The following is a 22,639-nucleotide window of genomic DNA, read 5'->3' as shown; positions in this document are numbered from 1 at the left end:
ATGAAAAAATATATTTTATTATCGGCCTTAATATTTAGTTCCTTATATGCCTATAGCGAAGATATAGAATTATATGTAGGGAATGCTAATTTACGTGCCCAAACAAAACCACAAGTATTATTAATTGTTGATACTTCAGGTAGTATGACGGGATCTCAAACAATTAAAACACCTTATAACCCAGCTAAAACATATAAAACTCTTGGGTCATATTCTGGTAAAGGCGATAAATATTTGTACTATGTCGTAGGGACACCAACATCTTTACCTTCTGTTGATTCTCCAACTGAAAAAAGACGATTTTTGGCAAGTATTAATAATTGTTCTACCGCTGTTTCTCGACTTAATAAAGTTGGCTTTTATACTGGTCGTATAAAAGAATATACATTTCAAGGTAACTCTGGCAGTTGGCAAGATATTCCTGATAGTGATGGAACATCCATTTCGATAATTGATTGTGAAGATGATATTAGCCTAGATTTAGAGCACATAAAAAATAGTACAACGGTTGAACATAATAGTAATAAAGTCAACGGTAGTGTTACATTTGGATACCCAATTGATGGTTTAGGAACTGTTGCTTCCCCCGTATATTACGATACGGATATTACTAAAGTAGATGCTTCATGGGGAGGGGATGTTGTTACTATTTATACTGATAACTACCTAAGATGGGAGCAAGGCACAAAGTATAGTAATGGTGCTGATATAGGTACTACAAATACGACAAGAATTGCAATTGCTCAGCGAACCTTAACAAATTTAATTGACTCAATCCCATCAGTTCAATTTGGTCTTGAAGTTTATAATTTTAATAGGTATTCCGATAGTAATCAAAGTAATTCTCATGGCGGAAGAATTGCTTTTGGTATACAAGAAATGACGGCTACAGCCAAAAAGTCATTACTTTCTATAATTGAAAATGATTTACATGCTTCTGGCTGGACACCTTTGTGTGAGTCTTATTATGAAGCTTATCGCTATTTTGCAGGCTTGCCTGTTAAATATGGTTCACAAGATGAAAATGGCTTTAATGGTGTAAAATACCATAATAAGACCTTGCCAGATCGAGACAAGAGCATTGAAAGTGGTGGAAACTATATCGCACCATATAAAGGTTGTAGTAATGAAGTTTTTGTGATTTTAATTACAGATGGTGAACCCACAAATGATAAAGCATCAGATGGCTTGGTTAAAGCATTACACGCGGGAGCTACACCTTCTTCAACAGCGGTAGATGTTGATAATAACTATTTACCAGCACTTGCTGAATATGTTCATAGCAATGATATTAATGCTAGCCTCCCCGGAACTCAAATAGCAACTTTGTATACCGTAGGCTTTAGTGAAGGAGCAAGTGCTGCAACTAAATTATTAGAAGCAGCAGCAACTAAAGGAGGGGGCGAATATTATGATGCGACAGACCCTACTAAATTAGGTTCAGCTTTACAAAAGGCCTTGAGTTCAATTTTAGCTGTAAATACTACTTTTACAGCTCCATCAGTTGCTACTAATAGTTTTGATAGAACTGAGTCCCTTGATTCGGCTTATTATGGGATGTTTATTCCTAATAATGGTGCTAGATGGAAAGGCAATCTTAAAAAATTAAAAATTAAAGATGATAAACAGGTTGATAGGGAAGGTAATTCAGCAGTAGATGCTTCAGGTAGTATCATCGATACCGCTAAAACTTACTGGCAAAGTTCAGCAACACCAGATGGTAACAATGTAAATGCTGGAGGCGTTGTTGGTATGTTTAGTGCTAAAACTAAAAATTCAAGAAAGGTATATAGTGATATTGGCACATCAAATATACTGACATCGTTAACATATGACAACCTTGAAACTGCGGCAGGAAGTGCGGTTAATGTACAGTCTTTAATGGGAGTTACAGATACTATTGAAGCGAAAGAATATTTAAATTGGGCTTTAGGTCTTGATGTTGATGATGCAGATAAAGACGGTGATAAAGATGATTACCGACCTGATTTGTTTGGTGATCCGTTACATTCAAAACCTGTTACGGTTAATTATGGCGGTAGTAAGTCTAATCCTGATATTCGTATTCTTGTTGGAACTAATTCTGGTGTATTACATATGTTTAAAGACAGTGGAGCTACTGTTGATGAATCATGGGCATTTATGCCTCAGAAATTTTTTCCAGAAATAAAAACATTACGCGATAATTTACCTGCTTCCAGTAAAGTATATGGAATTGATGGGCGCATAACTACACATTTAATTGATGCTGATTTAGACGGTTCAATCAGTTCGACTGGAGATAAAGCATGGATCTTTTTTGGATTACGAAGAGGTGGATCTTCATATTATGCTTTAGATATAACAGATCCTGATACTCCTAAGCTTATGTGGGAAATTAAAGCAAATACTGGTGACTTTAAAGAATTAGGTCAAACATGGTCTCAACCTCAAGTCACTTATTCAGCATTAAATATCTCAGGTGGAAAAGCAAAACCTGTATTAATATTTGGCGCTGGTTACTCTATTGCAAAAGATATTACTGGACCTGGTACTCCTGATAGCGTAGGCCGAGGTATATATATGATAGATGCTGAGTCAGGTGCTTTATTATGGAGTGTAACACCAGCAGCTACTACAGGTAAGAATACACAGTTTACTGGTTTTACTGATAGTATCCCTTCACGTATTGGTATATTAGATAGTGATGGTGATGGTTTAGTCGATAGGTTGTACACTGGTGATACTGGGGGAAATGTATTTAGAATCGATATGCCTGGTGATAATCCTTTTAGTAGCACTACTCCTTGGACCGCTTTTAAATTAGCTGAGTTAGGTGGAACGACAAATGTAGATGATAGACGCTTTTTTGATGCTCCCTCTATTGTAAGAACATTTTTTACTGATACTTATGAAAGCACAATAGGTACAACAACTATTATTACCAGTAAGGAAACGCCATATGAGGCTGTATTATTGGGAAGTGGGGATAGATCAACCCCTTCATCAACAGATACAAATGATGAGTTTTTTATGATCCAAGATGAAAATATTATTACTCAATCTTTTGTGGCTGGGGCCGTTGCACCTGCTAAAGATATTCCTACTGTAATAACATATAATGACTTAGCTGATTTTACTTCTGACCCATATGGTTCTCTAACTACAACCGCTGATATTAAAGCACTTGATCTAATTGTAAGTCAAAAATCTGGTTGGCGCTATAACTACGAATCTGCAGGAGAAAAAAGTACTGCAGGAGCTATAGTTCTTAAAGGCGTTGCTTATTTTACTTCTTTTACTCCAGCTGGAACTAATTCGTGTTCTTTGGTAAATGGTGAAGGTGCATTATATGCTGTAGATTTATACAAAGGTACAAAGTTTTTCAGTTGGAAAAAAATAGTCACAACCACAACTATGCCCGATACTCCTACGCCTTATATTCCTCATGTTGATGTAACTAGCGTACCTCCAGGATCTCCACCCGGTTCAGACAGTCCTACGATAAGACTTCTGACTGGTAGCGGAGAAGGTGAGGGAACTAATCCAGGAGTTATTAATACTGGCGTTGGGCCATCAATATATCGTACTTATCAATATATAACAGAGTAGCTATAATGATAATTAAAAATCAAATAGGAATGACTTTGATCGAGCTATTGATTGCCGTAGCTATTGTTGGGATATTAGGAGCTGTCGCTTATCCATCTTATGTTGAGTATGTTAGTCAATCTAATCGTAGTGAGGCCCAAAGAGAATTATTGCGTATAGCAAATAAGATGGAACAATATTTTGTTGATACCCGAAGGTATACTGCAGATATGAAGCTTTTAGGTTTACCTGCAGATCCTTTTATTACTGAATCAGGTAATTACAGTATTGATACTTCAGCACAAACAAATACTACTTATACGTTAACAGCTACGGCAAGAGGGGCGCAAGCTACAAGGGACAACGATTGTACGACATTAAATATATCTGAAACAGGTCAAAAAACAGCTAAAACAGCTACATGTTGGGAAAAATAATATGAAATCATTTAATAAGCTAATAGTATTATTCTTTTTTGTAATTATCTCAAATATAGCTTTGAGTAATACATCAGATAATAAAAATCATTTTAAAAACCTTAAAAAGGTTTCCCTAAAATGTGACATTTTATATATGGGAGGAGTAAGGGATATTCATTATCATTATGACTTACCAATAAAATTACGAGGTACATTTGAGGCTGATCTTCTTAATATACCTTCTAAAAATAAAATATACAGAGTTAATCAATGTGTTGAAATAGACAAGAAGTTCAACGATGAAATCGCAAATAAATTAGATGAAGAATCTAAAACCCAAGGATAAAAATATCAATGTAAGAGGTTCATTATATATTTTAATGTAATTGTGTTAAATTTCACCTAAACGTTGGGGGAAAATTAAAGTTAAGAGTTAGACTTTTGAAAAGCTAGCTCTTAACTTAAACTATTTAATAATCCCAGGGCGAGCATCGAATAAGAATTCGTTATAGTTTGTTTTTAATAAACGCAAAAACAATAATATTAAGTTGATAATCCTCCAAAAAAGTAATAAATATCAAATTAGGTTTTAAGCCACAAATTATATACAGGTGATTGTATTATTATCGCGATCCTCGTCAACTCCATCATTGTTATTATCTTGGCTAATATAGGCTCTACCGGAAGCTGAGATTATAATTCCTCGAGATGCATCAGTAACGCCATTAGGGCAATAACTAAATGTATCTCCAGCAGTACTTGTTGTTAGATTGCCCAATGCATTGTAAGTTAAGAATGCACCACCGGAGTATTGAAATTTATCATTATTATTCAATGCTGACTTTACTCTTATTATTTCGTCTGAAGGTAAGTCTAAGCTGCTATCGTTACTAGTATTTATAAAAACGCTAATTTCCTTAGTCCAATCATTTGTGCATGTATTAGCAACTAGAGGGCAAATAACAACGTTTTGACCTGAATTCACAGAAGCGTTTCTTGCTATAAGCAACAGGCGATGTAATTCTGTAATTTGGTTGTCTACCCGCATATTAACAACAAATGTATTTAAACTTGGTAAGGCAATCATTGCTACTATACTAATAACAGCTATACCAACTAAAAGCTCAACCAGTGTAAAAGCTTTTTGTTTAATGTTTATTATTTTAGTACGCATAAGATCTCATTTATCAACAGCAAAGACCTATTTATAACATTTTACTGATAACCTATCTAGCTATGAGTTTAACCTATTTACAAACAATTAAGTTACCACTTCTGTTTCTGTCTAAACCATCATTTTTATAATTTGAGGTTTCATAAACCCGTCCAGCTCGAGAAACGATAAGACCTCTATTTTTATCTTTATCGTCTTTGGGGCAATATTTGAAGGTTGCATTACCTCCCCATATAGCTAAATGTCCTGTAGGACCATATACTAAAGCTGTTCTATCTTTACCATATTGAAGCTTATCATTCTTATCAATAGGTTCTTTTATTTTTAGAATAAACTCATCTTTTGAAGGTTCAAATTTTTTATTCTTGTTATGATCACTAAATACACTTAACGTTAAGTGCCAATTAGTAGTACAAACATTTGAATTGTTTAGTGGGCAAATCGTGATATAGGTATTAGAGTTAACCGCGGTGTTTTTAGTAAATACTAACATTTTATGTAAGCTAGATATTTCACGGTCAACTCGCATTTTAACCGTGAAATTCGCCATTGATGGCATGCCTATAGTGAGGAGTAACATCAAAATGGTCATTGATGTGAGTAATTCAAGTAATGTAAAGCCGTAGTGTTTATTCATTTCAACTATCCTTAGTCGTTTATATTTTTTGTTGGTTTAATGAACAATTATAAAACAATACAGATAGTATATTTTTTATATGAAAATGTAAACTAGTTGTAAATTGTTGGTATTGCGGCTCGTTTATGTTGAGTTTTTAAATAGATATTAATGATCATCTCTTCTATTTTTGAGTCGGTAAGTTTTCCTTCTAAAAAATCATCTAGTTGATCGTATGATACCCCTAATGCATCTTCATCTTTTTTACCTGGAGATAATTCTTCTAAATCCGCTGTTGGTGCTTTTTCTATTAATTGTGTTGGTGCTCCTAAAGTTTGCGCAACTTGTCGAACTTGACGTTTAGATAATCCAAATAGAGGGGCTAAATCACAGGCACCATCACCCCACTTAGTAAAAAAACCAGTAATATTTTCAGCTGAATGGTCTGTTCCTAGTACTAAACCACCTAATATGCCAGCTACGTTATACTGCATTACCATCCTAGTTCGTGCTTTTACATTACCTTTTGAAAAGTCTTTTTGTGCGTCTGAAGCATTTAAGAGGTTATTGTCTGATAATGCTTTGAGTGTTTCTTCATGTATGCCGTTTGCACCATTTAAAATGTTAGTACAAATACTATGCGATGGTTTAATAAAGCTTAATGCAAGTTGCGCGTCTTCTTCATCTGCTTGAATATCGTAAGGTAATCTGATTGCGACAAATTGATAGTTATTACCTTCGTTTTCAGTATTAAGTTCATCTACAGCTAACTGGGCTAATTTTCCGCATGTTGATGAATCAACTCCACCGCTAATACCAAGCACTAAAGTTTTTAATCCAGAGTTAATTAACTGTTGTTTTATAAAATCTACTCGGCGGGTAATTTCATATTGAGTATCAATAGCGGGTAAAACTTTCATTTCGTTAATAATGAATTGAGGATCCATGTACTTTCCTTAACGGTAATTAAATGTTTATTTTATTTGAAGGATTATATTCTTCGGTAGATAATAAGGTAAGTGTATCAAAATTTTTAACACTATTAGCATTAAGAATACGCTATTTATTGAATTTTTTGATTGATGTTGTGAATTGTGTACAATGAATTTAACTTTTTGAAAATGGAACCGATGATGAAGAAAATAGAAGCGATTATTAAACCGTTTAAATTAGACGATGTGAGAGAAGCATTAGGTGAAATAGGTGTTACGGGTATGACGGTTTCTGAAGTTAAAGGCTTTGGTCGTCAAAAAGGACATACTGAGCTTTATCGTGGAGCTGAGTATATGGTCGATTTCTTACCAAAAGTAAAAATTGAACTTATTATTGCTTCTGAAGATGTAGAACGTTGCATTGAGGCAATAATGTCAACAGCGCAAACAGGAAAAATTGGTGACGGTAAAATATTCGTAACTGATGTAGAGCGTATTATCCGTATACGAACAGGCGAAGAAGACGCGTCAGCTATATAAGTGAAAGACTGAAATATATCAAAGCACTAACATTGAATTAGTGCTTTGATAATTTATCTTATTTTAATAATCTATTATCAGGGAAGTTGGCAGCTAAAACTTGTTTAGCGTTATTCTTAAGATCTTCCAGTCCTAGTTTATCGTAACATTCAATCATAACTTCTAATGCTTCTTCAACATGCTCACTTGGAGAATAGTATTCAATGATGTATCTCCCTCTATTGGCAGCAGAAGCCCATGCGTCTCTTTTTAAATAAAAATGTGCAACAGATAATTCATATCGAGCTAATCGATCTTTTATATCAATCATACGTTTTCTAGAGTCGGCAGCATATCGACTTTCAGGAAAGTCTGTAATTATTCTCTTAAACCCGTCGAAAGCATCTCTAGATGCCGTAGGGTCTCGATCTGCACGGTCAATTCCTACCAGATCTTGAAATAAATTTTCTTCTGTTGATAAATTAATTAATGCTTTCATATAGTAAACATAATCAACATTAGGGTGTGTAGGGTTTAATTTTAAAAATCTATCTGCTAACGCTATCCCTTGATCTGCATTACCACTTTTGTAATAAGCGTAAATTAAATCTATTTGTACTTGATGAGATATTGGCCCAAATGGAAAACGGGCGTCTATTGCTGATAGTAATTGAATAGCTTTTTGAAATAAGCCATCATCGAGCGCTTTACGCGCGTCTGAAAATAAAGTTTGGGCTGACTTGTTAGGTACATTGTCAATATTGACATTATCAGATGAAGAACACCCTATTAAACTTAAACTAAGTGCGGTCAGTAGTACTTTTATTGATATTTTTTCCATAGATTTAAAAATCACAACGTTGGTTTAACTAAAGTTAATGTGGATTCATTTAAGTGAAACATGATTACCTCAATAAAGGCAACATTCATATTTATTTAATGAAGTTGGTTTCATCCCATCACACAAACAGGTAAAATATTCCAAGCATTCTAACCTAGCAAACATTCCTTGCACAGCACTAAAACTTATTTAGTTTGCTTGGTAAAATTAAAGAGAACTTAATGGCCGAAAAAATTCAACACAATGGTATAGTCCCTGAATCTTGTTTAGGTAAACGTTTGGACCAAACAATTGCAGAAATGTTTCCTGATTATTCAAGAACAAGGTTAAAAGACTGGATTTTAGCCGGACATGTTTGTGTAAATAACCAAGTAATACAAGTGGCTAGAGAGAAAATGTATGGTGGGGAAAATATTTCCATTGATACTGAAATTGAAGCCGAAGAAAGGTTTGAAGCTCAAGATTTACCATTAAATATTGTTTACGAAGATGATGATATTTTAGTTATTAATAAACCAGCTGGTTTTGTTGTTCATCCCGGAGCAGGTAATCCTGATGGTACCGTATTAAACGCTTTGTTACATTATTGTCCACAAGTTGAAATTGTTCCTAGAGCAGGGATTGTTCATCGTTTAGATAAAGACACTACGGGATTAATGGTTGTTGCTAAAACTATTGCAGCGCAAACAAATTTAGTTGAGTCGTTACAAGCTAGAGAAATAACACGTGAATATGAAGCAATCGCCACTGGAATTATGACTGCTGGCGGAGTTGTTGATCAACCTATTGGTAGACATTCAACTAAGCGCACACATATGGCTGTTACTTTTTCAGGTAGACCTTCAGTAACTCATTATAGAGTCATGGAAAAGTTTAGACTTCATACAAGGTTGCGTTTACGTTTGGAAACAGGTCGAACTCATCAAATTAGAGTACATATGGCTCATATAACACATCCACTAGTTGGTGATCCTGTTTATGGTGGAAGACCTAGACCTCCTAAAAATGCCACCGAAGCATTACGTGATATGTTAAGAGGTTTTCATCGACAAGCATTACATGCTGCTATGTTATCTTTGTTTCATCCTATTACAGGCGAACAAATGACGTGGCATGCTGATGTTCCTGCAGATATGGTGAAATTAACAGATCTGTTACGAGAAGATACAAAGCTACATTCTATTGAACCGTACTAATTCATTTTTTAACCATGTGATTTGGCCAGTACAAAATGTAGTGGCCTTTACTACAACTATTCATCATCCAAACCAATTAGAATATTTATCAGCATACGGAAATTTTAATTTAGGACTACATGTTGGAGATGAAGAAAATATAGTCTTAAGTCATAGACGGCTTTTACTTGACTATTTACCTGCTAACACCTCTATTCAATGGTTAGATCAAGTTCACGGTAATAATGTAGAAGTTATCAAGCAAGAATCTGAACCACATATCGCTGATGCTTCAACTACTCAGCAACGTCATATAGCGCTTGCTATTATGACGGCGGATTGTTTACCTATTATAATTTCATCATTAGATGGTAGTGATATAGCCGCTATTCATGGTGGCTGGAAACCTCTTTCAAAAAATATCATCCAACACACTATTCAAAAAATGAAAACACCAGCGAATGAGCTTTATGTTTGGTTAGGCCCTTGTATTGGGCCTGAAAAGTTTGAAGTAGGGGAAGATGTTTATGGTATTTTTATGGATCAACATAATGAATTTTCTCGTGCTTTTACATCTGTGGATCCTCAAGAACATAAAAATAAGTATTTAGCTAATTTACAACTTATAGCTGAGATTCAACTTAAACACTTAGGTGTTAATCATATTTATTCGCTACCACATTGCACCTTTTCTATGAAAGACAACTACTATTCATACCGACGTGATAATAAAACTGGCCGTATGGCTACTATTATTTGTCGAGCTTAGTTTAATTAAACTACATTATTGTTCTTGATCAATAGTTCGTTTGAATTTGATTGAAATATTCCTATTTGCCCTTATTAATAGGGTATAGAAACTTATAATCATTGAAACGATTTATATTCGTTGTGAGATTAGAGATTCCATTGAAGTTTATTTTGTTCAATTACTTTATTTACAAAGGTGTGCCATGCGCTTAGATCGATTTACTCAAACATTTCAAGAAGCTATTTCTGATGCTCAGTCACTTGCTTTAGGTAAAGATCATCAATTTATTGAACCTCTTCATTTAATGATGGCTTTATTAAATCAAAATAATAGTAGCGTCATTCCTTTATTAAAAAGTGCAGGCGTTAATGTTCATAGTCTACGTAACCAAATAGATGCAGCACTTGCTAATTTAGCACAAGTTACAGGAACAGGTGGCGATCTTCAGCTTTCACCATCAATGGCTAATATGTTCAATTTATGTGATAAATATGCCCAAAAATTGGGTGATAAATTTATATCGTCGGACGTTTTTGTTTTGGCTGCTATTGAAGATAAAGGCGCTTTAGGCAAAATATTAACCTCGCTTGGGGCTAATAAAACGAGAATTGATCAAGCTATAGAGCACGTAAGAGGTGGAGAATCGGTTGATAATCAAAATGCGGAAGATGTTCGACAAGCGTTAAATAAATATACCGTAGATCTAACAGAAAGAGCTGAGCAAGGAAAACTTGATCCCGTTATTGGTCGAGATGATGAAATAAGAAGAACAATACAAGTTTTGCAACGCCGAACTAAAAATAATCCTGTACTCATTGGTGAGCCAGGCGTAGGTAAAACGGCTATCGTTGAAGGTTTAGCACAACGAATTATTGATAATGCCGTACCAGAAGGTATCAGAAATAAAAGAGTTTTATCTTTAGATATGGGAGCTTTAGTTGCAGGAGCTAAATATAGAGGCGAATTTGAAGAACGTTTAAAAGCAGTATTAAACGAGCTAGCTAAAGAAGAAGGGCAGGTTATCCTTTTTATTGATGAACTACATACCATGGTAGGTGCTGGTAAATCTGACGGTGCTATGGACGCTGGTAATATGCTTAAACCCGCATTAGCTCGAGGTGATTTACACTGTGTAGGAGCAACAACACTGGATGAGTACCGTCAATACATTGAAAAAGATGCTGCTTTAGAGCGCCGTTTTCAAAAAGTGTTAGTGGATGAGCCTAGTGTTGAAGACACTATTGCCATACTGCGCGGTTTAAAAGAGCGTTACGAATTACACCATAATGTTGAAATTACTGATCCTGCTATTGTTGCAGCTGCTACTTTATCTTATCGATATATTAGCGACCGCCAATTACCCGATAAAGCAATCGACTTAATAGATGAGGCTGCTTCAAGTATTCGTTTGCAAATGGATTCAAAACCAGAAGATTTAGATCGATTAGAACGTAGACTCATTCAATTGAAATTAGAAGAAAGGGCGTTAGTCAAAGAGTCAGATGCAGCTTCAGTAAAGCGTTTAGAAAACATTGTACAAGAAATATCAATAATGCAAACGCAATATGATGAATTAGATGAAGTATGGACTACCGAAAAAGCTGCGTTACACGGAACACAAGCTATAAAAACAGATTTAGAGCAAGCCAGACTTTCTCTTGAAGCTGCAACACGTGCTGGCGATTTAAATAAAATGTCTGAATTGCACCATGGTACAATTCCTGAGTTAGAGAGACAACTTGATTTAGCAAGCCAGGCGGAAATGCAAGAAATGACATTATTAAAAAATAAAGTCACGGAAACTGAAATTGCAGACGTTCTGAGTAAAGCAACAGGGATCCCTGTATCTAAAATGTTACAAGGTGAACGCGATAAACTGTTAAACATGGAAGAGAGTCTCCATCAAAACGTTATAGGACAAAATGAAGCGGTTTCATCAGTTTCTAATGCAATAAGAAGATCAAGAGCAGGATTAGCAGATCCAAATCAGCCGATAGGATCATTCTTATTTTTAGGTCCTACAGGTGTAGGCAAAACTGAATTAACTAAGGCTTTAGCTAACTTTTTGTTTGATAGTGAAGATTCTTTAATAAGAATAGATATGTCAGAGTTTATGGAGAAACATTCTGTTGCTCGCTTAATAGGGGCTCCTCCAGGTTATGTAGGGTATGAAGAAGGAGGGTATTTAACTGAAGCTGTTCGTCGTAAACCTTATTCAGTTATTTTGTTAGATGAAATTGAAAAAGCACATAACGATGTGTTTAATATCTTATTACAAGTACTCGATGACGGGCGGTTAACTGATGGGCAAGGCAGGACTGTCGACTTTAAGAATACCGTTATTATTATGACCTCTAATATTGGCTCTGATGTTATACAGAAATTAAGCTCCGAAAAGCAATATGAATTAATGAAAAGTCAAGTAATGGAAGAAGTCCATCAGTACTTTAAACCCGAGTTTGTAAATCGTATTGATGAGTCAGTTGTTTTTCATTCGTTAGAAACAAGCCAAATTGAGAAAATTGCAGGAATACAAATTCAATCATTGGCTAAGCGTTTAAAAGATAAAGATATAACATTAACTATCTCTGATGAGGCGTTACATTATATAGGTAAGGTAGGCTTTGACCATTTATTTGGTGCGAGGCCTTTAAAAAGAGTTATTCAACAAGAAATTGAAAATCCACTGGCTCAGGCTCTCTTGTCAGGTGAAGTTACACCTGATAGTTCTATCCGTATAGCACTAGAACAAGATAAGTTAGTATTTAAATTTAATTAAAATATTTGCTCCTATAATATATTTTTTATTATAGGAGCTATTTTATTATTTCTTGTTGGATGAGTTAGTACAGTAAACTTCAATTCGTTTTTTATTAATTGCTATTTGTTCCGCTTGTTTTTCTTCATCTAAAATTTGAGTTTCACCATTAGCATCAACAAAGCGTACACGAGAAAAGTCGGTTAGTGTTGCTAAGTTATTTTTAGCTTCTTCACACTTTCCTGCAGTATCAAGTAGTTTGTTTTTTGATGTTTGTTCTTCTTTTTTATCTTTTTCTAATGAGGCTACATTAGATTCTGAAGGTGAGGTGTTATTTTTTATATTTGGAATATTAGATTTAGCCATTACTATTTCAGTAAAGTCACCAGTTTTGGGCTGGTTTTGGCTGAAGTGAGCCACATTGTTTTCATCTACCCATCTATATATAACTACATCATCAGCAATGACATTGAAACTAAAAGCAAGTAATAAGACTTTTGATAAACATTTCATTTTAAAAACTCTTTATTTTTTTAAGCTTATTTTAGTAAATTATATGGCTTATCTACTAACTTAAGTTATTTAATATATGAATTTATAACAATACCTACTTATTATTCAAACATTTTATAGCTTTTTACCTGAATAAACTCAAATACGCTATCGTAGTTAATTATAGTTATGCTAAATTCACGTAAACATTTCGTATAAAAGAACGGCTTTAAAATGACACAAAATTCTTCAAATGGAAAAAATCCAAATAAAGGGATTTACCTTCTTCCAAATCTATTAACAACAGCTGGCTTATTTTTTGGCTTTTTTGCAATTGTTTCTTCAATGAATGGACATTTTGAAAGTGCGGCTATCGCAATATTCGTGGCAATGGTTTTCGATGGTTTAGATGGTCGTGTTGCTAGAATGACAAATACACAAAGTGAGTTTGGAGCTGAATACGACAGCATGGCTGATATGGTTTCATTTGGAATAGCCCCCGGGTTAGTTGTTTATAACTGGGCTTTAGCTGATTTTGGAAAGTTTGGTTGGCTAGCTGCTTTTGTTTTTGTAGCGAGTGCCGCATTAAGGTTAGCTCGATTTAACACACAGGTTGGTGTGGCAGACAAACGATATTTTCAAGGATTAGCGAGCCCAGCAGCAGCGGGTGTAGTAGCTAGTATAGTGTGGGTAGGAACATCTTATCAAGTCGTTGGTAATGATTATGGTTATTTAATGGGGGTTATTACTATTGTGACGGGGTTATTAATGGTGAGTAACTTTAGATATAGTAGTTTTAAAGATGTTGACTGGAAAGGTAGAGTTAATTTTGTAGTTGTACTACTCATAGTCCTCGCTTTTATCATCGTTGCTTCTAGTCCTGAAAATGTATTACTGATTATATTTGTTATTTACGCTTTTTCTGGCCCATTTACTACAATTCGTGGAGTAAGGAAGCTTAAATTAGAACATGTTGTTGGTGATGATAAAGATGCAGACTTCAAAGAGTGCGCAGATGAAGTTGAAAAAGAGTCCTCTGATAAATAGATTATAACGGTATTAATGAACAAGAAGTTACTTTGGATGGGGGGACTTTTTTTAGTCTTTATCAATAGTGTTTTTATTTTTTACTGCTAGAGATTCTAAACAGGTAAATATTAATTAAAACATTTAAGGTTTAGATTCGGCTCTATTATTTAAGGTTAAACCATCAAAGTACATATAATCAGCCGTTAACATTAAAAAAAGACAGCCGTTAACATAAAAAAAAGAAAACAGTTAACGTATATCAAGTCATGTATACCACTGATAAATAGCTCTTTAAATACACTAAATGTTGGTAAATAACACAATAAAACCAACGTCTGTGTGAAAATCCAACAAACAGAAAGTTTTTTCAAAATAAGTGTTGACGTCACCTCAAAAATCTCTAAAATGCGCTCCACTTCTTCAGGGAAACCCAGAGAAGGTAAGTATAGGAAATACTGAGTTCACAGAATAAGGACAGCGAAGTGGACGTTTTGATAGGTTTAGTTAGGCTTAATTGACGAATTAAACGAAAGATAACTTTTAAAATCTTTTAAAAAGAATTTCAAAAAGTTGTTGACATCAAAACTGAGGCGCGTAGAATGCGCATCTCGCTTTAGGCAAGGCCTGCAGCAAAAGAGCTTAACGAATGCGATTAACCTCTTGCTTCTTTTATAAAAAGAAGCCTTTCTTTAAAAATTAGTTATCATGCAATTTGTGTGAACACTCACATTAAGATTGATTTTACATAGTCGGTTTTATGCGTTAGGTAGTTTACTACTTAATAAATAGAAAAGACGTAAAACAGCTTATGTTGATGTCACACAAAAAAGTATAATTTAATCTTTGATTAGATTGTACGTTTTATGTAGTTACTGACTTCGGTTGGTAACACGACAGAATTCATTGAGCAGCATCGCAAGATGCACAAACGATTTATAATTGAAGAGTTTGATCATGGCTCAGATTGAACGCTGGCGGCAGGCTTAACACATGCAAGTCGAGCGGAAACGAGAATAGCTTGCTATTCGGCGTCGAGCGGCGGACGGGTGAGTAATGCTTGGGAATATGCCTAATGGTGGGGGACAACAGTTGGAAACGACTGCTAATACCGCATAATGTCTACGGACCAAAGGAGGGGATTCTTCGGAACCTTTCGCCATTTGATTAGCCCAAGTGAGATTAGCTAGTTGGTAAGGTAAAGGCTTACCAAGGCGACGATCTCTAGCTGGTTTGAGAGGATGATCAGCCACACTGGGACTGAGACACGGCCCAGACTCCTACGGGAGGCAGCAGTGGGGAATATTGCACAATGGGCGAAAGCCTGATGCAGCCATGCCGCGTGTGTGAAGAAGGCCTTCGGGTTGTAAAGCACTTTCAGCGAGGAGGAAAGGGTGTAGACTAATACTCTGCATCTGTGACGTTACTCGCAGAAGAAGCACCGGCTAACTTCGTGCCAGCAGCCGCGGTAATACGAGGGGTGCAAGCGTTAATCGGAATTACTGGGCGTAAAGCGTGCGTAGGTGGTTTGTTAAGCAAGATGTGAAAGCCCCGGGCTCAACCTGGGAACTGCATTTTGAACTGGCAAGCTAGAGTATTGTAGAGGGTAGTGGAATTTCCAGTGTAGCGGTGAAATGCGTAGAGATTGGAAGGAACATCAGTGGCGAAGGCGGCTACCTGGACAAATACTGACACTGAGGCACGAAAGCGTGGGGAGCAAACAGGATTAGATACCCTGGTAGTCCACGCCGTAAACGATGTCAACTAGCCGTCTGTAGACTTGATCTGTGGGTGGCGTAGCTAACGCGCTAAGTTGACCGCCTGGGGAGTACGGCCGCAAGGTTAAAACTCAAATGAATTGACGGGGGCCCGCACAAGCGGTGGAGCATGTGGTTTAATTCGATGCAACGCGAAGAACCTTACCATCCCTTGACATCCTACTAAGTTACCAGAGATGGTTTCGTGCCTTCGGGAAAGTAGTGACAGGTGCTGCATGGCTGTCGTCAGCTCGTGTTGTGAAATGTTGGGTTAAGTCCCGCAACGAGCGCAACCCCTATCCTTATTTGCTAGCGCGTAATGGCGAGAACTCTAAGGAGACTGCCGGTGATAAACCGGAGGAAGGTGGGGACGACGTCAAGTCATCATGGCCCTTACGGGATGGGCTACACACGTGCTACAATGGCAAGTACAGAGGGCAGCAATACCGCGAGGTGGAGCGAATCCCACAAAGCTTGTCGTAGTCCGGATTGGAGTCTGCAACTCGACTCCATGAAGTCGGAATCGCTAGTAATCGTAGATCAGAATGCTACGGTGAATACGTTCCCGGGCCTTGTACACACCGCCCGTCACACCATGGGAGTGGGTTGCAAAAGAAGTGGCTAGTTTAACCTTCGGGAGGACGGTCACCACTTTGTGATTCATGACTGGGGTGAAGTCGTAACAAGGTAACCCTAGGGGAACCTGGGGTTGGATCACCTCCTTATCTTGAAGTAAAACGTTTTAATGGGTATAAGATTTATTTAGGTCGATTATTTGCCATCCGTGGCTAATCGACACAGGTACATCCTGTACCAAGAGTGTTCACACAAATTGCCTGATAACGAAATAGAAGAAGTGCACACCTCATAAAAAATATGGGGCTATAGCTCAGCTGGGAGAGCGCCTGCCTTGCACGCAGGAGGTCAGCAGTTCGATCCTGCTTAGCTCCACCACTTTTTCTTCAAAAGAAAGAGACCAAACTTAACTTGTTCTAAGTGAACACATTAAGTTTGGTTTTTTACCGGAAACGTTCCGTACGTTTCTCGGGTTTTCCTCCATCCGTGGAGGTCAAACCAAAATTTTAGCCGAATGCGTGCTGAGATTAAGTTCTTTAACAATCTGGAAAGCTGATATAAATACCGGTATTTATATAGCACTCAACGGTGTCGCGCTGTTGTTTGTAACGTATAAATACCAAGCTATTGTTACTTCTTTTATCGGGAAGTGATGATGGTGATAGTGGCTCCTCCTCGGAGACGCTATCAACCCGATATATTCGTAAGAATATATCAACTCTTATTCAAGACACACAATGTGTGCGTGAAAATGTCAGACTTTACAATTACTGTGGTTTAGTCACCACGGTGTACTTAATATTCTTTCGAGACTATTTAGGGTTGTATGGTTAAGTGACTAAGCGTATGTGGTGGATGCCTTGGCAGTTAGAGGCGATGAAGGACGTGTTAATCTGCGAAAAGCTTTGGTGAGGTGATAAAAACCGTTATAGCCAAAGATATCCGAATGGGGAAACCCACCCGTCGTAAGGCGGGTATCGCTACCTGAATACATAGGGTAGCGAGGCGAACCGGGAGAACTGAAACATCTAAGTACCCCGAGGAAAAGAAATCAACTGAGATTTCGTTAGTAGCGGCGAGCGAACGCGAATTAGCCCTTAAGTGGTTTGTAAGTTAGTGGAATCTACTGGAAAGTAGAGCGATACAGGGTGATAGCCCCGTACACGAAAATAAACTTACCATGAAATCGAGTAGGTCGGCACACGTGAAACGTTGACTGAACATGGGGGGACCATCCTCCAAGGCTAAATACTCCTAACTGACCGATAGTGAACCAGTACCGTGAGGGAAAGGCGAAAAGAACCCCTGTGAGGGGAGTGAAATAGAACCTGAAACCGCATACGTACAAGCAGTGGGAGCCCGATTTAGTCGGGTGACTGCGTACCTTTTGTATAATGGGTCAGCGACTTATATTTTGTAGCAAGGTTAACCGAATAGGGGAGCCGTAGCGAAAGCGAGTGTTAACTGCGCGTTTAGTTGCAAGGTATAGACCCGAAACCCGGCGATCTACCCATGGGCAGGTTGAAGGTTGAGTAACATCAACTGGAGGACCGAACACACGTATGTTGAAAAATGCGGTGATGACTTGTGGGTCGGAGTGAAAGGCTAATCAAGCCGGGAGATAGCTGGTTCTCCCCGAAATCTATTTAGGTAGAGCCTCGCACGAACACCATTGGGGGTAGAGCACTGTTAAGGCTAGGGGGTCATCCCGACTTACCAACCCTTTGCAAACTCCGAATACCAATGAGTGATATGCGGGAGACACACTGCGGGTGCTAACGTCCGTTGTGAAGAGGGAAACAACCCAGACCGCCAGCTAAGGTCCCAAAGTACTAGTTAAGTGGGAAACGATGTGGAAAGGCATAGACAGCTAGGAGGTTGGCTTAGAAGCAGCCATCCTTTAAAGAAAGCGTAATAGCTCACTAGTCGAGTCGGTCTGCGCGGAAGATGTAACGGGGCTAAACTAGTCACCGAAGCTGCGGATTTGAACTTAGGTTCAAGTGGTAGGGGAGCGTTCTGTAAGCCGTTGAAGGTGTGTTGTAAAGCATGCTGGAGGTATCAGAAGTGCGAATGCTGACATGAGTAACGATAAGGGGAGTGAAAAACTCCCCCGCCGAAAGACCAAGGTTTCCTGTCCCATGTTAATCAGGGCAGGGTAAGTCGGCCCCTAAGGCGAGGCGGAAACGCGTAGTCGATGGGAAACAGATTAATATTTCTGTACTTCTATATATTGCGAAGGAGGGACGGAGTAGGCTAGGTGAGCACGGCGTTGGTAGTCCGTGTGAAAGACTGTAGGTGGGTGACTTAGGTAAATCCGGGTTGCTGTTAACACTGAGAGTCGAGACGAGTCTCTACGGAGATGAAGTCATTGATGCCATGCTTCCAGGAAAAGCTTCTAAGCTTCAGATATATAGGAACCGTACCCCAAACCGACACAGGTGGTTAGGTAGAGAATACTAAGGCGCTTGAGAGAACTCGGGTGAAGGAACTAGGCAAAATAGTACCGTAACTTCGGGAGAAGGTACGCTCTCTGGTGTGAATCCCTTGCGGAGTAAGCACAGGAGAGTCGAAGTAACCAGGTGGCTGGAACTGTTTATTAAAAACACAGCACTGTGCAAAATCGAAAGATGACGTATACGGTGTGACGCCTGCCCGGTGCCGGAAGGTTAATTGATTGGGTTAGCTCTGCGAAGCTCATGATCGAAGCCCCGGTAAACGGCGGCCGTAACTATAACGGTCCTAAGGTAGCGAAATTCCTTGTCGGGTAAGTTCCGACCTGCACGAATGGCGTAATCATGGCCACACTGTCTCCACCCGAGACTCAGTGAAATTGAAATTGCGGTTAAGATGCCGTATACCCGCGGCTAGACGGAAAGACCCCGTGAACCTTTACTATAGCTTGACAGTGAACATTGCTCCTACATGTGTAGGATAGGTGGGAGGCTTTGAAGATGCGTCGCCAGATGTGTTGGAGCCAACCTTGAAATACCACCCTTGTATGCGTGATGTTCTAACCTAGGGCCCTCATCGGGCTTGGGGACACTGTCTGGTGGGTAGTTTGACTGGGGCGGTCTCCTCCCAAAGAGTAACGGAGGAGCACGAAGGTTGGCTAAGTACGGTCGGACATCGTACGGTTAGTGCAATGGCATAAGCCAGCTTAACTGCGAGACAGACACGTCGAGCAGGTACGAAAGTAGGTCATAGTGATCCGGTGGTTCTGTATGGAAGGGCCATCGCTCAACGGATAAAAGGTACTCCGGGGATAACAGGCTGATACCGCCCAAGAGTTCATATCGACGGCGGTGTTTGGCACCTCGATGTCGGCTCATCACATCCTGGGGCTGAAGTCGGTCCCAAGGGTATGGCTGTTCGCCATTTAAAGTGGTACGCGAGCTGGGTTTAGAACGTCGTGAGACAGTTCGGTCCCTATCTGCCGTGGGCGTTTGAGAATTGAAGAGGGCTGCTCCTAGTACGAGAGGACCGGAGTGGACGAACCGCTGGTGTTCGGGTTGTTATGCCAATAGCATTGCCCGGTAGCTACGTTCGGAACTGATAACCGCTGAAAGCATCTAAGCGGGAAACAGGCTTTGAGATGAGTTCTCACTGGAGCTTTAAGCTCCCTAAAGGGTCGTTGGAGACTACAACGTTGATAGGTCAGGTGTGTAAGGGTTGTGAGGCCTTGAGCTAACTGATACTAATTGCCCGTGAGGCTTAACCATACAACACCTAAATAGTTTTGTATGAAGTTTGACACACTCTATGAGTGACACGTACACATGTGCGAATAAGAGATTAAAACGTATTTATAGTTCAATGAAAATAATTTTTTGTTGAAAGGCTTTCAAGATTGACCTTTTTTGTCTAGCGACAATAGCGATGTAGACCCACCTGATCCCATTCCGAACTCAGAAGTGAAATGCATTAGCGCCGATGGTAGTGTGGGAGTTCCCATGTGAGAGTAGGACATTGCTAGGCTTCTCATTAAGAAAAGCCCGACTCGAAAGAGTTGGGCTTTTTGCTGTCTGGTGTTAAACATTGCAGCAGTCGTTCCAAGGTCGAACATACATTGTTTTTATACCATTCCATCTTAAGTTTTTCCCACCTTAATCCAATCTCTACTACACATTTTCATGACCCGCTTTGCATCACTCACAAATGAGTTCCATGCATCAGAGCAAGCATCGAGGATGTCATCATAGCCTTGAAAGCACCTATTCGCTAAATGATGTTGGCGCAACCAACTCCAAACTTGCTCTATTGGATTCAACTCGGGTGAATACGGTGGTAACTTAATGATCGTTACGTTGTTAAATTTATCAGCAAGGTAAGCTTGGTGCCATGCAGCACCATCGACAACGATCACCGCATGTCGTCCTTCTTGAGTTTTTTGAGAAATTAAAGCCAAATGTTGTTCCATTACATCCATGTTCATTACTGGAGAAATCAGTGCCTCAGTTGCGCCTGTTGATGGGCAAACAGCACCAAAAAGGTAAGCGTATTCAAACTGTTGTTGCCTAACGGCTCTCGGTCTTGTTCCTTTCTCTGCCCAGAGCCTTGTCGTTGTATTTTGCTGTCCAAAACGTGCTTCGTCTTGGAACCACACATCTATCTCTTTAAGCCTCACATTCCATGGGAGCGTGCGGATCATTTCACTTTCGAATTTTTTTTAAAATCTTCTTGTACTTCATCAGACTGTTTTGGGTGTCGTGAGCGACTTGTTATCCAGCTAAATCCCATTGATTTTAATAACTTATAAATGGCGTTGGGATGATAATCAACATCAAAATTAGCGTTGATATATAGTCGGATACACTCACCCGTTAGTCGTCCACCCATATCGGATTGGCATTGAGCCTTTATATATTGACTCAATATTTCTTTATCTTGCTCTGTAAGATAGCTAGGTCGCCCTGTAGGTTTTTTACTCTCAAGACCAAGTAAACCTTTGCTGATGTAGTTCGCAACCCAATCATTAACAATTCTTCTACTTATATTAAGTGTTCTAGCAACTTCTGATCTATTCTTACCCGATTTAAAGTGTGAAACGGCTAGCAAGCGTAGCCTCATTCGATGATCTTTTACTTTGTTGGAGAGTATTTTTAATTCTTGTGAGCTATGAGTGTTCAATGTGATTTATTATGAGTAAATAAATGACATTAGATCATATAATTAGACTAATTGGTATAACTTAATGATCGTTACGTTGTTAAATTTATCAGCAAGGTAAGCTTGGTGCCATGCAGCACCATCGACAACGATCACCGCATGTCGTCCTTCTTGAGTTTTTTGAGAAATTAAAGCCAAATGTTGTTCCATTACATCCATGTTCATTACTGGAGAAATCAGTGCCTCAGTTGCGCCTGTTGATGGGCAAACAGCACCAAAAAGGTAAGCGTATTCAAACTGTTGTTGCCTAACGGCTCTCGGTCTTGTTCCTTTCTCTGCCCAGAGCCTTGTCGTTGTATTTTGCTGTCCAAAACGTGCTTCGTCTTGGAACCACACATCTATCTCTTTAAGCCTCACATTCCATGGGAGCGTGCGGATCATTTCACTTTCGAATTTTTTTTAAAATCTTCTTGTACTTCATCAGACTGTTTTGGGTGTCGTGAGCGACTTGTTATCCAGCTAAATCCCATTGATTTTAATAACTTATAAATGGCGTTGGGATGATAATCAACATCAAAATTAGCGTTGATATATAGTCGGATACACTCACCCGTTAGTCGTCCACCCATATCGGATTGGCATTGAGCCTTTATATATTGACTCAATATTTCTTTATCTTGCTCTGTAAGATAGCTAGGTCGCCCTGTAGGTTTTTTACTCTCAAGACCAAGTAAACCTTTGCTGATGTAGTTCGCAACCCAATCATTAACAATTCTTCTACTTATATTAAGTGTTCTAGCAACTTCTGATCTATTCTTACCCGATTTAAAGTGTGAAACGGCTAGCAAGCGTAGCCTCATTCGATGATCTTTTACTTTGTTGGAGAGTATTTTTAATTCTTGTGAGCTATGAGTGTTCAATGTGATT

Annotated in this window: 16 protein-coding genes, 1 tRNA gene and 3 rRNA genes; 12 read left to right on the top strand and 8 right to left on the bottom strand. The window is 38.5% G+C overall.

From position 1 onward, the window contains the following. The 3 genes from AC0L5Q_RS08710 to AC0L5Q_RS08700 are packed head-to-tail and all read left to right on the top strand — an operon-like array spanning position 1 to position 4,335. Positions 1-3,591, top strand: a complete 3,591-nt coding sequence (locus tag AC0L5Q_RS08710) for a pilus assembly protein (protein WP_473617431.1) — start codon at positions 1-3, stop codon at positions 3,589-3,591. 5 nt (positions 3,592-3,596) lie between these two features. Next, positions 3,597-4,007 carry a type IV pilin protein gene (locus tag AC0L5Q_RS08705; protein WP_473617427.1) on the top strand — a complete coding sequence of 137 codons (411 nt, stop codon included), beginning with the start codon at positions 3,597-3,599 and terminating at the stop codon, positions 4,005-4,007. Between the two features lies 1 nt (position 4,008). Next, the gene (locus AC0L5Q_RS08700) at positions 4,009-4,335 is read left to right on the top strand and encodes a hypothetical protein (RefSeq protein WP_473617424.1); all 327 of its coding nucleotides are present in this window, start codon (positions 4,009-4,011) and stop codon (positions 4,333-4,335) included. 255 nt (positions 4,336-4,590) lie between these two features. Here the strand turns inward: AC0L5Q_RS08700 and AC0L5Q_RS08695 are convergent, their stop codons facing one another. From AC0L5Q_RS08695 to nadE, 3 genes are all read right to left on the bottom strand, one after another. Further along, positions 4,591-5,163 (bottom strand): GspH/FimT family pseudopilin, encoded by a 573-nt coding sequence (locus AC0L5Q_RS08695; protein ID WP_473617421.1) that lies wholly within the window; start codon positions 5,161-5,163, stop codon positions 4,591-4,593. 73 nt (positions 5,164-5,236) lie between these two features. Then, a complete protein-coding gene (locus AC0L5Q_RS08690; protein ID WP_473617418.1) occupies positions 5,237-5,800 on the bottom strand; it encodes a GspH/FimT family pseudopilin in 564 nt (187 codons plus the stop codon). A 92-nt stretch (positions 5,801-5,892) separates the two neighbouring features. Then, on the bottom strand, positions 5,893-6,726 hold the full coding sequence (nadE, locus tag AC0L5Q_RS08685; protein WP_473617415.1) for an ammonia-dependent NAD(+) synthetase: 834 nt from the start codon (positions 6,724-6,726) through the stop codon (positions 5,893-5,895). 186 nt (positions 6,727-6,912) lie between these two features. Here nadE and glnB point away from each other — a divergent pair, with 186 nt between their 5' ends. Continuing rightward, positions 6,913-7,251, top strand: a complete 339-nt coding sequence (gene glnB / locus AC0L5Q_RS08680; RefSeq protein WP_076421106.1) for a nitrogen regulatory protein P-II — start codon at positions 6,913-6,915, stop codon at positions 7,249-7,251. Between the two features lie 58 nt (positions 7,252-7,309). Here the strand turns inward: glnB and AC0L5Q_RS08675 are convergent, their stop codons facing one another. Further along, on the bottom strand, positions 7,310-8,071 hold the full coding sequence (locus AC0L5Q_RS08675) for an outer membrane protein assembly factor BamD (protein ID WP_473617411.1): 762 nt from the start codon (positions 8,069-8,071) through the stop codon (positions 7,310-7,312). Between the two features lie 221 nt (positions 8,072-8,292). Here AC0L5Q_RS08675 and rluD point away from each other — a divergent pair, with 221 nt between their 5' ends. The 3 genes from rluD (at position 8,293) to clpB (ending at position 12,776) form a co-directional block, all read left to right on the top strand. After that, on the top strand, positions 8,293-9,267 hold the full coding sequence (rluD, locus tag AC0L5Q_RS08670; protein WP_077341230.1) for a 23S rRNA pseudouridine(1911/1915/1917) synthase RluD: 975 nt from the start codon (positions 8,293-8,295) through the stop codon (positions 9,265-9,267). Then, positions 9,254-10,015: a peptidoglycan editing factor PgeF gene (pgeF, locus tag AC0L5Q_RS08665; protein ID WP_473617406.1), complete on the top strand. Its 762-nt coding sequence runs from the start codon at positions 9,254-9,256 to the stop codon at positions 10,013-10,015. The genes rluD and pgeF overlap by 14 nt, the downstream gene beginning before the upstream one ends. Positions 10,016-10,199: 184 nt before the next feature. Next, positions 10,200-12,776, top strand: a complete 2,577-nt coding sequence (clpB, locus tag AC0L5Q_RS08660) for an ATP-dependent chaperone ClpB (RefSeq protein WP_473617403.1) — start codon at positions 10,200-10,202, stop codon at positions 12,774-12,776. A 45-nt stretch (positions 12,777-12,821) separates the two neighbouring features. On the opposite strand, the gene AC0L5Q_RS08655 is transcribed toward clpB, so the two are convergent. After that, positions 12,822-13,268 carry a DUF4124 domain-containing protein gene (locus AC0L5Q_RS08655; RefSeq protein ID WP_473617400.1) on the bottom strand — a complete coding sequence of 149 codons (447 nt, stop codon included), beginning with the start codon at positions 13,266-13,268 and terminating at the stop codon, positions 12,822-12,824. A gap of 213 nt (positions 13,269-13,481) precedes the next feature. On the opposite strand from AC0L5Q_RS08655, the gene pssA reads away from it, so the two are divergent. The 5 genes from pssA to rrf all read left to right on the top strand — a co-directional run bounded on the left by pssA (position 13,482) and on the right by rrf (position 20,581). Further along, positions 13,482-14,294 carry a CDP-diacylglycerol--serine O-phosphatidyltransferase gene (gene pssA, locus AC0L5Q_RS08650; protein ID WP_473617399.1) on the top strand — a complete coding sequence of 271 codons (813 nt, stop codon included), beginning with the start codon at positions 13,482-13,484 and terminating at the stop codon, positions 14,292-14,294. Positions 14,295-15,212: 918 nt separating this feature from the next. Further along, positions 15,213-16,755, top strand: a 16S ribosomal RNA gene (locus AC0L5Q_RS08645). A 153-nt stretch (positions 16,756-16,908) separates the two neighbouring features. Then, positions 16,909-16,984, top strand: a tRNA-Ala gene (locus AC0L5Q_RS08640). Positions 16,985-17,434: 450 nt separating this feature from the next. Then, positions 17,435-20,325: ribosomal RNA gene (locus tag AC0L5Q_RS08635) — 23S ribosomal RNA — on the top strand. Positions 20,326-20,466: 141 nt separating this feature from the next. Next, a 5S ribosomal RNA gene (gene rrf / locus AC0L5Q_RS08630) occupies positions 20,467-20,581 on the top strand. Together the 16S, 23S and 5S rRNA genes with 1 tRNA gene alongside form the textbook arrangement of a ribosomal RNA operon. 112 nt (positions 20,582-20,693) lie before the next feature. Here the strand turns inward: rrf and AC0L5Q_RS08625 are convergent. The 3 genes from AC0L5Q_RS08625 to AC0L5Q_RS08615 form a co-directional block, all read right to left on the bottom strand. Continuing rightward, positions 20,694-21,673, bottom strand: a protein-coding gene (locus AC0L5Q_RS08625) for an IS630 family transposase (RefSeq protein ID WP_473618254.1) whose coding sequence is annotated in 2 segments (ribosomal slippage) — positions 20,694-21,272 and positions 21,275-21,673 — 978 coding nt in all. Because the reading frame shifts where the segments join, the coding sequence is not laid out codon by codon here. Between the two features lie 102 nt (positions 21,674-21,775). Further along, a complete protein-coding gene (locus AC0L5Q_RS08620; RefSeq protein WP_473617395.1) occupies positions 21,776-22,153 on the bottom strand; it encodes a transposase in 378 nt (125 codons plus the stop codon). Continuing rightward, positions 22,150-22,632 (bottom strand): helix-turn-helix domain-containing protein, encoded by a 483-nt coding sequence (locus AC0L5Q_RS08615; RefSeq protein ID WP_473617392.1) that lies wholly within the window; start codon positions 22,630-22,632, stop codon positions 22,150-22,152. Before AC0L5Q_RS08615 ends, AC0L5Q_RS08620 begins: the two co-directional genes overlap by 4 nt. Positions 22,633-22,639: the final 7 nt, after the last annotated feature.

It is taken from the genome of Pseudocolwellia sp. G5-9 (assembly GCF_055808995.1).
Note: the sequence above shows the minus strand (reverse complement) of the source record. Positions and strands in the feature narration are given on the sequence as shown.